The sequence below is a fragment of the Paenibacillus sp. GYB004 genome, from assembly GCF_036577605.1.
In the GTDB taxonomy this organism is placed as follows: domain Bacteria; phylum Bacillota; class Bacilli; order Paenibacillales; family NBRC-103111; genus Paenibacillus_AB; species Paenibacillus_AB oceani.
In genome coordinates this window covers 96,849-111,940 of record NZ_JARBDB010000030.1, presented here as the reverse complement: position 1 = coordinate 111,940, position 15,092 = coordinate 96,849, and the positions used below count along the sequence as shown (strand labels likewise).

Genomic DNA, 15,092 nt, shown 5'->3' with positions numbered 1-15,092 from the left:
CTGCCCAAGGAGAGAAATCAGGTCATGTCGAGCCAAAAACGATTCAATGTCGCTGTAGTCGGATCTACCGGTGCGGTAGGCGAGCAAATTATCCGCCTGCTGGACGAACGTAATTTCCCGCTTCATGAGCTGAAACTGCTCTCGTCCGCGCGTTCCGCCGGAAAGAAGGTCCGGTTCAAAGAACGTGAAATTACGATCGAGGGAGCGACTCCGGAAAGTTTTGAAGGAATCGACATCGCTTTGTTCAGCGCTGGCGGAGACGTCAGTCGCGAGCTCATTCCTCATGCGGTAGAGCATGGAGCGGTATGTATCGATAATACTAGCGCATACCGGATGGACCCGGATACCCCGCTAATCGTCCCGGAAGTCAATATCGATAAAATCAGCGATCATCGGGGCATTATCGCCAATCCGAACTGTTCGACGATCCAGATGGTGGCCGCCTTGAAACCGCTGTACGATCGATATGGCATCTCGCGCATTATCGTTTCGACGTATCAGGCCGTATCGGGGGCCGGAGCGAAAGCGATTCAGGAAATGCTGCGCCAGTCCAAGGAAGTGCTGGAAGGCCGCGAGGCGGCTCCGGAGCTTTTACCGGTTGGTTCTTTGCCGGTTAAACATCAAATCGCTTTTAATGCCATTCCGCAAATCGACAAGTTTACGGAAAACGGCTTTACTTATGAAGAAATGAAAATGATCAACGAAACGAAAAAAATGTTGGATGACGAATCGCTTGAGGTAACGGCTACCTGTGTCCGTATTCCGGTTGTGTACGGTCACTCGGAGTCGGTTTATGTCGAACTTAAAAGCGATTTTGACGTGGAAGAAGTAAAATCGCTTCTTGCCGCCGCTCCGGGAATCGTACTGCAGGACAACTTGCAACAGCAGCAGTACCCGCTCGCTACGGAAGCGGCCGGCAAGCTCGACACATTCGTTGGCCGCGTTCGCCGCGATCTCTCCAATCCGCGTGGGCTGAACCTATGGATCGTGTCCGACAATTTATTGAAGGGCGCAGCTTGGAATGCGGTGCAGATTGCCGAATACATCGCCATCGAGCAGCATTAATGAAATAAATATGGAATACCGAAGCGAAATGTTTCGATCTGACTGTAAGCAGATCGAAACATTTCCGGCTTGGAGGGAAACCAATGCGCATATTGGTGCAGAAGTTCGGCGGAACTTCCCTCTCTGACGCCCGAGCCAGAAGCCATGCCATTCGGCATATCAGGCGAGCCTTAGCCGAATCGTTCCACTTGGTCGTAGTCGTATCCGCAATGGGCAGAAAAGGGGAACCTTACGCCACCGATTCATTGCTAGAGCTAGCCCGCAGTAATGGAAATTGCCTGCCCGCAAGGGAAAGGGATCTGTTAATGCACTGCGGCGAGATTATATCCGCAGCCGTATTATGCAGTCTGTTGGAAGCGGAAAACGTATCGTCCGTCGTATATACAGGAGCGCAAGCCGGAATTCGGACGAACGATCGGTTCGGCGACGCCCGGATCGATTCCATTCAGCCGTCCCGAATCGTTCAGGCATTGTCCGAAAACAGAGTGGTCATCGTCCCCGGTTTTCAAGGGGAGACGGCCCAGGGCGATATTACGACACTCGGAAGAGGCGGCAGCGATACGACGGCTACGGCGCTGGGCTCAGCGCTGCGAGCCGAACGAGTCGATATTTTTACCGACGTTGAAGGCGTGTTTACGGCGGACCCGAGGATCGTATCCGAGGCCAAGCCTATCGATAAAGTCACTTATGCCGAAATATGCAATATGGCTTATCAAGGTGCCAAAGTGATTCATCCGCGCGCCGTAGAGATCGCCATGGAAGCCGGCGTACCGATCCGGGTACGGTCGACGTTCTCTGAAGACGAAGGGACGCTTGTCACCCGGGCAGTCGAGACCGAGCTGTCGGATCGGAGGCTCCGGGACCGGTTCGTTACAGGGATCGCCCATGTCGCTCCGGTGACCCAGATCAAGGTTGCCGCGCAGGACGGACAATATGACTTGTCTCTGAACGTGTTCAAGGCGATGGCGTCGAATCAGATCAGCGTTGATTTTATTAACGTGAACGTCTCCGGCGTCACCTACACCGTATTTGAACACGAGGCCGGACGTGCGCTCGACGTTCTGGGCAAGATGGGATATTCGCCCGAGTTCTTTACCGGATGCGCGAAAGTGTCCGTAATCGGCGGAGGTATGAACGGCGTTCCGGGAGTGATGGCGAGAATTGTCGAGTCCTTGACGGAGCGTGACATACCGATTTTGCAATCGGCGGATTCGACCGCGACGATCTGGGTTCTTGTGAAAGAAACGGATATGGTCCAGGCGATCCAAGCTTTGCACCACGCTTTTATGCTTGATAAACCTTAAGTGTTCTTAGTATGCTTGAGATGCCGGCTTTGCTGAAGCGAAGTTTTGCAGATGCTTACGATGCCAACTTTGCTAAAGCAAAGTTCTGCTGATGCTTACGATGCCAACTTTGCTAAAGCAAAGTTCTGCTGATGCTTACGATGCCAACTTTGCTAAAGCAAAGTTCTGTTGATGCTTAAGATGCCAACTTTGCTAAAGCAAAGTTCTGTTGATGCTTACGATGCCAACTTTGCTAAAGCAAAGTTCTGTTGATGCTTACGATGCCAACTTTGCTAAAGCAAAGTTCTGCTGATGCTTACGATGCCAACTTTGCTAAAGCAAAGTTCTTAGGAGGAATATAAAGTGAACTTCGGAAGAGTCATTACCGCCATGGTGACCCCGTTCGATTCCGAGCTTCGAGTTGATTGGAATCAAGCGAGACGTCTGGTCGATTTTTTGATTGAGGAGCAGAAGTCCGACAGTCTGGTGGTATGCGGAACTACGGGCGAATCCCCGACCTTGACGGAGGAAGAGAAGCTGGAGTTGTTCCGTCTGGCTGTTGATCAAGCGAAGGGACGCTGCAAAATTATTGCAGGAACCGGCAGCTACGATACGGCCCATACGATTCATCTAACCCGCGAAGCGGAAAAAGCGGGCGTTGACGGGGTTTTGCTTGTCGCCCCTTATTACAATCGCCCATCCCAAGAGGGAATATACGAACATTTCAAAGCGGCTGCTCAAGCGACGAAGCTGCCGGTCATGCTGTACAACATTCCGTCCCGTACGGGCATCACCGTGTCAGCCGCAACAACCTTGAAGCTGGCGCAACTGCCGAACGTAGTGGCTACGAAAGAAGCGCATTCGGATTTCGATCTGATCTCGGAATTGACGGCCAATGCGCCGGAAAGCTTCCGGGTATACAGCGGTGACGATATTCTCACTCTCCCTATGCTGTCCGTAGGCGCTTACGGGATCGTCAGCGTCGCCAGTCATGTGATCGGCAAAGAGATGCAGGAGATGGTAGGAGCTTACGTCGAAGGAAATGTGTCGAAAGCTGCACAATTGCATGCGAAGCTGCGCCCCGTCTTCGGCGGTTTGTTCAGCTGTCCGCACCGCGTGCCGAATCCGGTTCCGGTCAAGTATGCGCTCAGCCTGTTTGGCATGCCGGTGGGCGAAGTCCGGCTGCCGCTCGTGTCTGCGACAGAGGATGAGCAGCGTTTCATTCGCGCGTTGTTCCAATAAATGTTCGAAAGTTCGACCGGTGCCGATACGCATCGGTTTTTTTATATGCCGGAAGTTCAAGTTCTTTACCGTGCTAAAGGGTAGGGAAGAGGTTTCTTTACTTAGCGTTTATGAAAGTATGCTACTCAGGTTCGATGACTAACGAATCGTATCGTGCTTATGGCTGGAAAACGACATTATTCCAGACGTAACGAATCCGAGGATCGTTATCGAACCGAAAGTGGAAAAAAACGATCCGATTTGCGGGAATAACCATACAAGAGTTCGTTGCAAATTCAAACGTCTGCATTCGGCTCTGATAACGATTGCTGGGTTCGTTAGCCACCATATCACCGCATGAAGATAAAGAAGCTAGCCAAAATCACACTGGGTGTGAATTTGGCATGAACCACGACCAAAATCACACTGGGTGTGAATTTGGCATGAACCACGACCAAAATCACACTGGGTGTGAATTTGGCATGAACCACGACCAAAATCACATTCGGGCCTCAATTGAAGTTGTGTTGTTACCGCCAAGTCTAAACAAGACAATACGACTGAGGCGAGCGGCTAAAGTGCGAGTGCTCATTATTTTCCACGCGCATACGTAAGGTTTCACGTCAAAATACCGTCCGGACGCTTCTTTTCCGGACGGCTTTTTCATTTTGGAGTAAGCTAAATATCGAGCCGAAAGGTGCCGCTCCAGGCTGCCCGGTCACGCCCGATCCTTGCCCGTCCGGCCTCCCGCACGGCTTGCGGCACTCCCCGTTGTATTCGTTTTCGCCTGACTTGTATTCCGCCATCCGGTTCATGTATAATAAATGACAAGTGACTGGTTCGGGTTATCTTTGGTTCGGGAATATAAAGATCGTCGTCAATATAAATTTAGGAGGTATAGTCTTGTCTAAGAAAAATATAGATAAATTATCGATTTTCGCTCTGGGCGGCGTGGGCGAAATCGGCAAAAATATGTATGTCGTGCAATATGCTAACGACATCGTCGTTATCGATTCCGGTTTGAAATTTCCGGAGGAGGATATGCTCGGCATTGATATCGTTATCCCCGATATCTCTTATTTAACGGAGAACCGCGATAAAGTCAGAGGGATCTTGATTACGCACGGCCATGAGGACCATATCGGCGGTTTGCCTTATGTACTCAAACATTTGAACGTACCTGTGTATGGGACGAAGCTTACGCTCGGACTGATCGAAGGCAAGCTGAAGGAAGCGAATCTGCTCGGTGAAACGAAACGAATTCTGATTAACTCGGATTCGGAAGTGCAGCTCGGCGCAATTAAAGCTACATTCTTCAGAGTGAATCACAGCATACCGGACTCGGTAGGCGTCTGCCTGGATACACCCGAAGGGCTCGTCGTTCATACCGGTGATTTCAAATTTGACCAGACTCCGGTCAACCAGCAATATGCCGATTTGCATAAGATGGCAGCGATCGGCAGCCGGGGCGTTTTGGCGCTTTTATCGGATAGCACGAATGCGGAGCGTCCTGGCTTTACGGGCTCCGAACGTACGGTCGGCATCGAACTGGAGGAAGTGTTCCGCAAGGCGAAGCAGCGCGTAGTCGTAGCGACTTTTGCTTCGAACGTGCATCGCCTCCAGCAAGTAGTCGACGCGGCGGAAGCTACCCGCCGGAAGCTGACGGTAATCGGAAGAAGCATGGTCAACGTCGTAAACATTGCAAGCGAACTCGGCTATTTAAATATTCCGGACGGCATGCTGATTGAGCCGGAAGAAGTGAACAAGCTTGCCGCAGACCGGGTCGTCATCTTGTCTACAGGCAGCCAAGGCGAGCCTATGTCCGCGCTTACGCGGATGGCGCGCGCCAATCACCGCAAGGTAGACATTTTGCCTGGGGATACCGTCGTGATCGCGGCGACACCGATCCCCGGCAACGAGCGGTATGTTGGACGGACCGTCGACGAATTGTTCCGTATCGGAGCAAACGTAATTTACGGTCCAGGATCGGTTTCCGGAGTACACGTTTCGGGACACGGCAGCCAAGAAGAGCTGAAGCTGATGCTGAACATTATGAAGCCGAAATATTTCATTCCGATTCACGGCGAATACCGGATGCTCCGTCAGCACGCTTTGCTTGCGGAATCGGTAGGCATTGATCGGGAAGATATCTTCATCGTGGATATTGGCGATACGATCGAAATTCAAAGCGGTGTCGCCCGGAGAGGGCCTCGCGTTTCCTGCGGAAACGTGCTTATCGACGGTCTTGGCGTCGGAGACGTGGGGAACATCGTACTCCGCGACCGGAAGCTGCTGTCGCAGGACGGAATTTTGGTTGTCGTCGTAACGCTCAGCAAGCAGGACGGTACGATCTTGTCCGGCCCCGATATTATTTCCAGAGGATTCGTGTACGTTCGCGAATCCGAAGGATTACTCGACGAAGCGAACCGTATTGTCAGCAGCACGTTGAACCGGCTGATGGTAGAGAATGTAAACGAATGGGCTTCGCTCAAAACCCATGTAAAAGATGCGCTTGGACGATTTTTATATGAACAAACCCGAAGAAGACCAATGATTTTGCCGATCATTATGGAAGTGTAATGACACGACAGATCTAGTCACTGAACCCGAAGATACCCGAAACACGAATTTTTTCGAAGCTATTCCGGCTTAAGACGGAATGGCTTTTCTTTTTTTATTCAACGGCTTCGATTGCAGGGAGACTCCGTAACAACAAGGTATTTTTTCCTTCGGATAAAAATCCCGGACCCAATCATACTATGAAGGACACGATAAGGGAGGGTTCGCCATGCCGGATAAGCCGATAAATGAGCAAGAGCAGCCGGACGTAGCCGAAGAGAAAAGAAGAAGTGCGACGGTCGAAACGATCCAGCAATTAGGGCAGACGACGACGCCTGCCGGGACAGAATCGAATATTTATTGTATGACGATCATCGGACAAGTAGAAGGGCATCTCGTGCTGCCGCCGCAAAATAAAACGACCAAATACGAGCATCTGATCCCGCAACTGGTCGCGGCGGAACAAAATCCGAAGATTGAAGGTATTCTGATCATATTAAATACCGTCGGCGGCGATGTGGAGGCCGGACTTGCGATAGCGGAAATGATAACGTCGATGTCCAAACCTACAGTAACCCTAGTGCTCGGCGGGGGACATAGTATCGGCGTTCCGATCGCGGTTTCGTCCAACTATTCCTTAATCGCGGAAACGGCGACGATGACGATTCATCCGATCCGACTGAACGGCCTCGTGATTGGAGTTCCGCAAACGTTCGAGTATCTGGACAAAATGCAGGAACGGGTTCTCCGCTTTATCACAAGTCATTCCAACATTACAGAACACAAGCTCAAAGAGTTAATGTTCAAAACCGGCGAGCTTACGCGCGACATCGGGACGACCGTGATCGGAATCGATGCGGTCAAGTACGGGCTGATCGATGCGGTCGGAGGCGTCGGTGAGGCGATCCGGCAATTAAATATGCGAATCGATCAATATCGCAGCATGAAAGGAAGGATCGTACAATGATCTTATACACGGAAGTTCCACTCGATACCGTGTTGGACGGCTTGAATGATTCCCGCCCCGCTTCCCAGGAAGTGACCGTCGGCGGTGTTTTGATGCAAGTGGAAGCCGTCTCGCCCTTCCAAGGAAAGATTGTGCGCCTGTTATCGCCGGACCCGATGCATTATTTAAATCCCGCTTACGCCCCCGGGCAATTGATCGAATTTAAACCGGTTTGAGACCGCCAGATAAGGAGCGCGTTATCATGCGCTTCTTTTTTTTTGTGCGAACAAGTGTTTTTATTTGCGCCGTTTTTTGGAAAGTATGATATAATAGCTACCGGAGAAGTTGTCTGATCCGTCTTGATTGCTTGTCCGCGGAGGGATCTTTTTGGCGTTGTCAGGATTATGACGATGACCGCTTGCTAGCTGCTGCCATCTGATGCTGATATACGGAGGTGTGGACACTGGCCAAAAGAAGAAAAAAGAGCGGCTCGCTCTCGACACAGCTGAAGTTCGAATTGTACGGCATCCTGATCCTCATCTTCTCGGTAATCGCTTTGTCTCACCAAGGCTCCGTCGCGAGGTCGCTTATGTATTTGTTTCGATTTTTCCTCGGAGTTCTCGATTGGGTCGTGCCGGTCATTTTCGTATACATAGGGTTGTATGTGATGATTCGCAGAAATTGGCCGCGCGGCTGGACGGCGCGCAAGTCGGGATTTTTGCTCGTGATTCTCGGCTTCCTGATCATGAACCATATTACGATGTTTCAATTGCTTAGTCCGAACGGGGACCAGCTCTCCTCCTCGTGGATCGTAAGCCAGACATGGGCCAGCTTGATCGACGGGCTAAGCCCGCAAAATGAAGCGGTGCTTGCCAATCAGGTGGGAGGCGGTATGGTCGGGGCCGTTCTGTACGCTTGCTTGTACTTTTTGTTCGATAATCTCGGAGCCCGGCTGATCGAGTACGCTTTATTCGCGATCGGCTTCGTGCTGATCACCGGTATCTCCTATGTCGATCTCGGAAGCAAGGCCAAGCGTCTGTTCCGCGGCAGCGGAGGCCGGCTGCGGGATACGTTCTCGCATATGTTTGAGTTGCTCAAAAGCCCGGAGAAACCGAAGCCGGTTCGTACCCGCAAGGCGGTCAGGCCGCAAATTCCGCTGGACGACGATTTCGACGACGAGATTACCGGACCTGTCGTGATCCGGGAGAAGAAAAAGCCGGTCTTTTTCCAAATGCTGCAGCGCAAGCAAACCGCACCTGCAGGACCGGATATCGACGAGGAGGATGACGGGCAGATCGTATATCCGGCCAATGGGAAAGAAGACGGGAACGTTCCCAAGCCGGACTATGATGACGATATGGATAACCGCGGGACGGAGGCGGATTCCTCGATTCCGTTAATCCGCGATTTTCAAGAGCATATTGCGGAGCAAGAAACGCCGGAGCGGCTTCCTCCAGCCATCCAGGAGCCCCCGGCGCTGCCGCAGCCTGCCGTCACGGCCATGCAGCCTCCTTCCAATCAGATCAAGATCAAACTGCCGGTGGAGGCAGACGAGGCCGGAGATATGACCTTCCACAAAGAACCGGAGCGGCCTCCGGCCAAGCCTTACGAACTGCCGGCTTTCTCGCTGCTTGCCAAGCCGAGCGGTTCGGGCAAAGGAGGGGACTCCGTCGACTTCAAGACGATCGCCCGCAAGCTGGAAACGACGCTCGAAAGCTTCGGAGTCCGCACGAAGGTGCTGGAGGTGGTCAGAGGGCCGTCGGTCACCCGTTATGAGATTCAGCCGGATGTCGGCGTCAAAGTAAGCAAGGTTGTCAGCTTAACCGATGATATCGCGCTTGCGCTCGCTGCCAAGGATATCCGGATGGAAGCGCCGATTCCCGGCAAATCAGCGATCGGCATCGAGGTTCCGAATCCGGAAATCGCCGTCGTTACGATGCGGGAAGTGATGGAGAGTCCGGTGTTTCAGGAATCGGCCTCGAAGCTGTCGATCGCTTTCGGCCGCGACATTTCCGGACAAGCGATCGTCGGCAATCTGGCCAAGATGCCTCACTTGCTCGTAGCGGGAGCGACAGGCTCCGGGAAGTCGGTCTGTATCAACGGGATCATAACGAGCATTTTGTACAAAGCGAAGCCGGACGAAGTGAAGTTTCTGATGATCGACCCGAAGATGGTCGAGCTGAATATGTACAACGGCATTCCACATTTGCTCGCACCGGTCGTAACTGATCCGAGAAGAGCGTCGCTGGCGCTGAAAAAAATCGTCGGCGAGATGGAGAAACGGTACGACCTGTTCTCCAAGTTCGGCACGCGGAACATCGAAGGTTATAACACGATGCCTGAGGAGAAAAGGGAAGGCGAGCCGCTGCCGTATATCGTCGTGATTCTGGACGAGCTCGCCGACCTGATGATGGTCGCCGCAAGTGATGTCGAGGATTCGATCTGCCGCCTCGCCCAGAAAGCGCGTGCCGCAGGCATCCATCTGATTATCGCGACCCAGCGGCCATCCGTAGACGTTATTACCGGTCTGATCAAGGCCAACATTCCTTCCCGGATCGCATTCGGCGTATCGTCGCAGGTTGACTCCAGAACGATTCTCGATATGGCGGGAGCGGAAAAGCTGCTAGGCCGCGGGGATATGCTGTTCCTGCCGGTCGGCGCATCCAAGCCGATTCGCGTGCAGGGAGCGTTTCTGTCTGACCAGGAGGTCGAGTCCGTCGTTACGTTCTGCAAAACCCAGGAAGAAGCGATCTACCGGGAAGAAATGGTTCCCGAGGTGGAAGAAGCGTCGGCGGAAGAGGAGCAGGTCGAGGATGAGTTGTACGATCAAGCGGTCCAGATCGTGCTTGAAGCCAAGCAAGCCTCGGTCTCGCTGCTGCAACGGCGGATGCGCGTAGGTTATACGCGGGCGGCCCGGCTGATCGACTCGATGGAGGCCAAAGGGATTGTCGGTCCTTATGAAGGCAGCAAGCCGAGAGAAGTGCTCGTCTCCTTGGAGCAGTATCAGCACAGCCGCATATCGTCCTAGATGCAAGAGGGCTGTTCTCCTAAGTCGTTTTACGATTTTGTAAGCCCCGCTTAGAACCGAGTTCCCTTAAGAAAAAGGACCTCAGCCTCCACGTTACCGTGGAAGTCTGAGGTCCTTTCGTTTGGATCATCGGGACGTTTTTAGACTCCTTTCATTGCATAATCCGGCACCAGCTTTGTCATAATAAGGCGTGAATCCGACTGCAATATGACAAAGGGAAGGTAGACGGACATGAACAAGCGACTTGTGGTCATAACGATATGTACCGTATTGTTTTTGCTGGCAGGCATGCAAATCAAGAGCAAATACTACTCCGAACAAACGTTTGGAAACTGGGAGATTCGGTACGGCGCCAAAGGAGGCGACGTCTACGAGCTTCAGGGCAGGCTGAAAATGCTCGGGTATTACCATGGCGATGTGGACGGCGACTTTGGCTACAGTACGCTGCAAGCGGTCAAAAACTTTCAGTACAAATTCGGAATGAAGGTAGACGGCCTGGTTGGCAGCAAGACCAAATTAAAACTGTGGGAAGCGACGAAGGAATGGTCGCCGGACCGCACTCCCCGCAAGGGCGGGGAACAAGCGGCTCCGGCAGCGCCGGCTCCGGGAACGGCGGCCGGAGGCGGCGCAGGTGCAGGCGCCGGACAAAAGCTGCCCAGCTCGAACAATCTCGGGTTGTCCGAGCAGGACCTGAACCTGATGGCAAACGCCGTATACGGGGAAGCGAGAGGCGAGCCGTATGTCGGGCAGATTGCCGTAGCCGCCGTTATTTTAAACCGGGTCCGGTCGGCGAGTTTTCCGAACACCGTATCAGGCGTTATTTTCCAGCCGGGGGCGTTTACGGCGGTAGCGGACGGACAGATCTGGCTAACACCGAACGATACAGCCAAAAAAGCGGTACAGGACGCTTTGAACGGCTACGATCCTTCCGGCGGGTGCCTCTATTACTTCAACCCGGAGACCGCCACCTCTAAATGGATCTGGACACGGGTGCAGGTCAAAAAAATCGGCAAACATATCTTTTGCAACTAGTCCGAAACGAGGAAGCTGGAGAAGAAGTAACCGGTCAGGTTGCTTCTTCTGTTTCTAGAAGAATATAATGGAAAAGAGGTCGATACAATGGCAGTAGATACACGGCATCCATCACAAGCGGAAGGGAGCAAGTTGCCTTTGAATAAGTCTGCATTCGAAAGGGATACCGTGGGAAACGTGAGATTGCACGTTCTGCCGACGGATCAGTTTAAGACGTACGCTATCTCGGTATACATAGGACGTCCGTTGAATGAATCGTCCGTAACGCCGGTAGCGCTCACGCCGTTCGTTCTTCGCAGGGGCACGTCCAGCTTGCCCGAAACCAAGCAGTTCCGGGAACGCCAGGACGACCTGTACGGAGCCGGCTTCGGCTTCGATATTTACAAAAGAGGCGGCTACCAGATCGTCCAGTTCCGCATGGATATGATTCATGACGACTTTGTCTCGGACTCCGGCTCGATGCTGGAGCAGGCTCTGCAATTCGTCGGTGAGGCGATTACCGATCCGGTATTGGAGAACGGCGCCTTCAGAACCAAATATGTGGAAGCGGAGAAAGATACGCTTCGCAAACGAATCGAAGCCATCATTAACGATAAAATCCGTTATGCCGCAGAGCGCTGCATGGAGGAGATGTGCAAAAACGAGCCGTACCGGCTCCACCCGCTCGGCAAAGTAGCCGATTTGGCGGCCATTACGCCCGAATCTTTGTACGCTTCCTACAAACAGTGGCTTGCGGAATCGCCGATCGACGTATACGTGGTGGGCAATACGACGCTGGCCGAGGTTAAACCGCTTGTCGAAGCGGCTTTTAAGTGGAATCGTCCGCAATCCGTCGCATATAACCAAAAGCCCGAGCACCGGCAGGTGGAGCAGGTCAACACGGTAGTCGAGCGTCTAGATGTAACGCAAGGCAAGCTGAATATGGGGCTTCGCACTTATGTAACTTATTCGGACGACGATTATCCGGCGATGCTGATGTATAACGGAATTTTAGGCGGTTATCCGCATTCCAAGCTGTTCTTAAACGTCAGGGAAAAGGAGAGTCTCGCTTATTACGCTTCTTCCCGTCTGGACGGCCACAAAGGCATTTTAACGATTCAGTCCGGGATCGAATTCGCCAACTATGAAAAAGCGGTAGACATTATTCAGAAGCAGATCGCCCAAATGAACGAAGGCCAATATAGCGACCTGGAGCTGTCGCAGACGCGCGCCATGATCTCGAACCAGCTGCGCGAAAGCCAAGATTCGGCGTATGAGACCATCTCGCTGGACTTCAACAATCAGCTCTCCGGCAAGGTGCGCTCGGCAGCCGAGTTGATCGAACAGATCGGGCGGGTGGACGTCGAAGCGATTCGCCGCGTAGCCCAAGGCGTTAAGCTCGACACTGTATACTTTTTGAGAGACCGGAAGGGGGAGTGACGCATGCAAACGATACCGTTTACCCGACTGAAAGAGACGCTTTATTACGAGCAACTGCCGAACGGACTCAAAGTATACGTCCTGCCGAAGCCCGGATTTCATAAAATTTACGCGACGTTTTCGACCAAGTACGGTTCGATCGACAACCATTTTCAAGTCGAGGGCAAGCAGGAAGTATCCGTTCCGGACGGAATCGCTCATTTTCTGGAACATAAGATGTTCGAAGAGCCGACCGGCGACATTTTCGCCACGTTCGCTTCCCAGGGCGCTTCGGCCAACGCGTTCACCAGTTTCGACCGAACGGTTTATTTGTTCTCGGCAACCGAGCAGGTAACCGAAAACCTGACGACATTGATCAATTTCGTGCAAAACCCGTACTTTACCGAGCAAAACGTCGAGAAAGAAAAAGGAATCATCGGCCAAGAGATCAACATGTACCGGGACAATCCCGATTGGCGCGTTTATTTCGGCCTGATCGAGGCGCTGTACAGCAAGCATCCGGTGCGGATCGACATTGCCGGGACGATCGATTCGATTGCGCAGATTACTAAGGATACGTTGTACGAGTGTTACCATACGTTTTATCATCCGAGCAACATGAGCCTGTTCGTTGTCGGAGGCGTCGAAGTCGAGCCGATTATGCAGCTGGTCCGCGACAACCAGGCAGCCAAAACGTTCCCGTCACAGGGCGACATCCGCCGCTTCTTCGAGGAAGAGCCGGGTCAGGTAAGCGAGCGCGAAAAAGTGATCGAGCTCCCCGTATCGCTCCCGAAATGCCTGTTCGGCTTTAAGGAGCTGAGCACTGAAGGGGAGAAAGGCGGGCCGCTGAAGCGGGAAATGACGACGAAGCTCGTGCTGGACGCCCTGCTTAGTCCGAGTTCCCAGCTGTACCGCGATTTGTACGACGACGGGCTGATCTCCGATACGTTCGGTCACGAATACAACTGCAATTCCAACTACGCGTTCTCCATTATCGGAGGCGATACGAAAAATCCCGACGAGCTTGTACAGCGGGTGAAGGCGGCTCTGGAACGCGCCAAGTCCGAAGGAATCAGTGCAGAGTCGTTTGAACGAAGTAGAAAAAAGAAAATCGGCGGATTTTTGCGCATGATGAACTCACCGGAAGCGATGGCCAACGAGTTTACGAAGTATGAATTTAAAAATACGAGCCTGTTTGACGTGCTTGGCGTATACGAGTCGGTTACGCTGGAAGAGGCCAATGAGAGACTGCGCGAGCATGCCGATTTCGACCGGTTTGCCATATCGATCGTGCGGAGCCCGCAAGGATGATTAAGCCGTTCTCTGAGACGACCGTGCTTATTACTGGCGCGAGCCGGGGCATTGGGGCAGCCATCGCCCAGCGCTTCGCCTCCGTCGGTATGAAGGTCGTCATCCATTACTTACATTCTCACGAAACGGCCAACGAAACGGCGCGGGCCTGTCTGAATCTCGGTGCGAACGTATTGACGGTAACGGCGGACGTACGCTCGAAGGAACAGCTGCAGCGGATGAAGGAAAAGATGGAGAAGCACGGAATGGTGCCGGATATACTGGTCAACAATGCGGGGGTCGCCCACTACGGACTGCTGCAGGACGTTTCCGAGGATGAATGGGTGCATGTGATGGACGTTAATTTGAAAGGAATGTTCATGTGCACCCAGCTGTTTATGGATTCGATGATCAAGCAAAAGTACGGGCGAATCATTAATGTTTCGTCCGTCTGGGGCATATCCGGCGCTTCCTGCGAGGTCGTCTATTCCACCGCCAAAGGCGGGGTGAACGCATTTACGAAAGCGCTGGCCAAAGAGCTGGCGCCTTCGGGCGTCACCGTCAACGCTGTCGCCCCGGGAGTCGTAGAGACATCAATGAACGACAAATGGAATACGGCCGAGAAAGAAGCGCTGCAAAACGACATTCCCGCCGGCAGATTTGCGCATCCCGATGAAATCGCTTCGCTGGTCTATTTTATCGCTCTTCCCGAATCGGGGTATATCACCGGGCAAATCATCAGTCCGAACGGCGGCTGGCTAACCTGAGCCGGACGTTTTCCTGAAGTTGGACAAGCAGCGTTCGTATACGGACTCCGCAATCGGCACATCCTACAATTGTTGCATCGTAACTTACAGCGACAAGGAGGAAACCGATCATGGCAACTGTATTGAAAAACTTCGAGCGCTGGAAAGAGTTTTTGTCCGAGCGGGTCGAGCAGGCGCACAGCGCAGGCATGAGCGACGAAACGATTGCCAAGCTCGCCGCCCAGCTTGGAGAATTTCTGGCCGACAAGATCGATCCGGAAAATAAAGAAGAACGCATGCTGAAGGAACTGTGGGACGTAGCGGACGATCAAGAGAAAACGACGCTTGCCCGCCTGATGGTAAAACTGGTTCGCGCCTAACAACCGAACAGCGGTTGGAAGTCCGAAGCCTCCTCTAGCAGGGGGCTTTTACCGCGTAACGGAACTTTTTAGACACAGGCTAGGAGGATAATGACGAATATTGTAGAATAGTTTTGATAAGGGTCGACAACTGGCGGAAAGGTG

12 protein-coding genes are annotated in these 15,092 nt (G+C 52.8%); all 12 read left to right on the top strand.

All coding sequences use genetic code 11. From position 1 onward, the window contains the following. Positions 1–24 precede the first annotated feature (24 nt). The 12 genes from PV433_RS12575 (at position 25) to PV433_RS12520 (ending at position 14,948) form a co-directional block, all read left to right on the top strand. The gene (locus tag PV433_RS12575; protein WP_332072475.1) at positions 25–1,065 is read left to right on the top strand and encodes an aspartate-semialdehyde dehydrogenase; all 1,041 of its coding nucleotides are present in this window, start codon (positions 25–27) and stop codon (positions 1,063–1,065) included. A gap of 83 nt (positions 1,066–1,148) precedes the next feature. Beyond that, positions 1,149–2,369: an aspartate kinase gene (gene dapG / locus PV433_RS12570; RefSeq protein ID WP_332072474.1), complete on the top strand. Its 1,221-nt coding sequence runs from the start codon at positions 1,149–1,151 to the stop codon at positions 2,367–2,369. Positions 2,370–2,711: 342 nt separating this feature from the next. Continuing rightward, positions 2,712–3,590, top strand: coding sequence for a 4-hydroxy-tetrahydrodipicolinate synthase (dapA, locus tag PV433_RS12565; protein WP_332072473.1), 879 nt, complete (start codon positions 2,712–2,714; stop codon positions 3,588–3,590). A gap of 882 nt (positions 3,591–4,472) precedes the next feature. After that, on the top strand, positions 4,473–6,149 hold the full coding sequence (locus tag PV433_RS12560) for a ribonuclease J (RefSeq protein ID WP_332072472.1): 1,677 nt from the start codon (positions 4,473–4,475) through the stop codon (positions 6,147–6,149). Between the two features lie 208 nt (positions 6,150–6,357). Next, positions 6,358–7,095 (top strand): ClpP family protease, encoded by a 738-nt coding sequence (locus PV433_RS12555; protein WP_332072471.1) that lies wholly within the window; start codon positions 6,358–6,360, stop codon positions 7,093–7,095. Beyond that, a complete protein-coding gene (locus PV433_RS12550; protein ID WP_190932432.1) occupies positions 7,092–7,310 on the top strand; it encodes a YlzJ-like family protein in 219 nt (72 codons plus the stop codon). The genes PV433_RS12555 and PV433_RS12550 overlap by 4 nt, the downstream gene beginning before the upstream one ends. A gap of 227 nt (positions 7,311–7,537) precedes the next feature. After that, on the top strand, positions 7,538–10,102 hold the full coding sequence (locus tag PV433_RS12545) for an FtsK/SpoIIIE family DNA translocase (RefSeq protein WP_332072627.1): 2,565 nt from the start codon (positions 7,538–7,540) through the stop codon (positions 10,100–10,102). Between the two features lie 231 nt (positions 10,103–10,333). After that, positions 10,334–11,134, top strand: a complete 801-nt coding sequence (sleB, locus tag PV433_RS12540; protein WP_332072470.1) for a spore cortex-lytic enzyme — start codon at positions 10,334–10,336, stop codon at positions 11,132–11,134. Positions 11,135–11,272: 138 nt separating this feature from the next. Further along, positions 11,273–12,553, top strand: a complete 1,281-nt coding sequence (yfmF, locus tag PV433_RS12535) for an EF-P 5-aminopentanol modification-associated protein YfmF (RefSeq protein ID WP_332072469.1) — start codon at positions 11,273–11,275, stop codon at positions 12,551–12,553. 3 nt (positions 12,554–12,556) lie between these two features. After that, positions 12,557–13,843, top strand: coding sequence for an EF-P 5-aminopentanol modification-associated protein YfmH (gene yfmH, locus PV433_RS12530; protein ID WP_332072468.1), 1,287 nt, complete (start codon positions 12,557–12,559; stop codon positions 13,841–13,843). Next, positions 13,840–14,589, top strand: coding sequence for an elongation factor P 5-aminopentanone reductase (gene ymfI / locus PV433_RS12525; protein ID WP_332072467.1), 750 nt, complete (start codon positions 13,840–13,842; stop codon positions 14,587–14,589). The genes yfmH and ymfI overlap by 4 nt, the downstream gene beginning before the upstream one ends. Before the next feature lie 110 nt (positions 14,590–14,699). Beyond that, positions 14,700–14,948, top strand: coding sequence for a DUF3243 domain-containing protein (locus PV433_RS12520; protein WP_190926529.1), 249 nt, complete (start codon positions 14,700–14,702; stop codon positions 14,946–14,948). Positions 14,949–15,092: the final 144 nt, after the last annotated feature.

Coding starts and splice junctions, on each gene's coding strand:
- PV433_RS12555 (WP_332072471.1), top strand. CDS start 6,358: ATGCCGGATAAGCCGATAAATGAGCAAGAGCAGCCGGACGTAGCCGAA.
- PV433_RS12575 (WP_332072475.1), top strand. CDS start 25: ATGTCGAGCCAAAAACGATTCAATGTCGCTGTAGTCGGATCTACCGGT.
- sleB (WP_332072470.1), top strand. CDS start 10,334: ATGAACAAGCGACTTGTGGTCATAACGATATGTACCGTATTGTTTTTG.
- yfmH (WP_332072468.1), top strand. CDS start 12,557: ATGCAAACGATACCGTTTACCCGACTGAAAGAGACGCTTTATTACGAG.
- ymfI (WP_332072467.1), top strand. CDS start 13,840: ATGATTAAGCCGTTCTCTGAGACGACCGTGCTTATTACTGGCGCGAGC.
- PV433_RS12550 (WP_190932432.1), top strand. CDS start 7,092: ATGATCTTATACACGGAAGTTCCACTCGATACCGTGTTGGACGGCTTG.
- dapG (WP_332072474.1), top strand. CDS start 1,149: ATGCGCATATTGGTGCAGAAGTTCGGCGGAACTTCCCTCTCTGACGCC.
- PV433_RS12520 (WP_190926529.1), top strand. CDS start 14,700: ATGGCAACTGTATTGAAAAACTTCGAGCGCTGGAAAGAGTTTTTGTCC.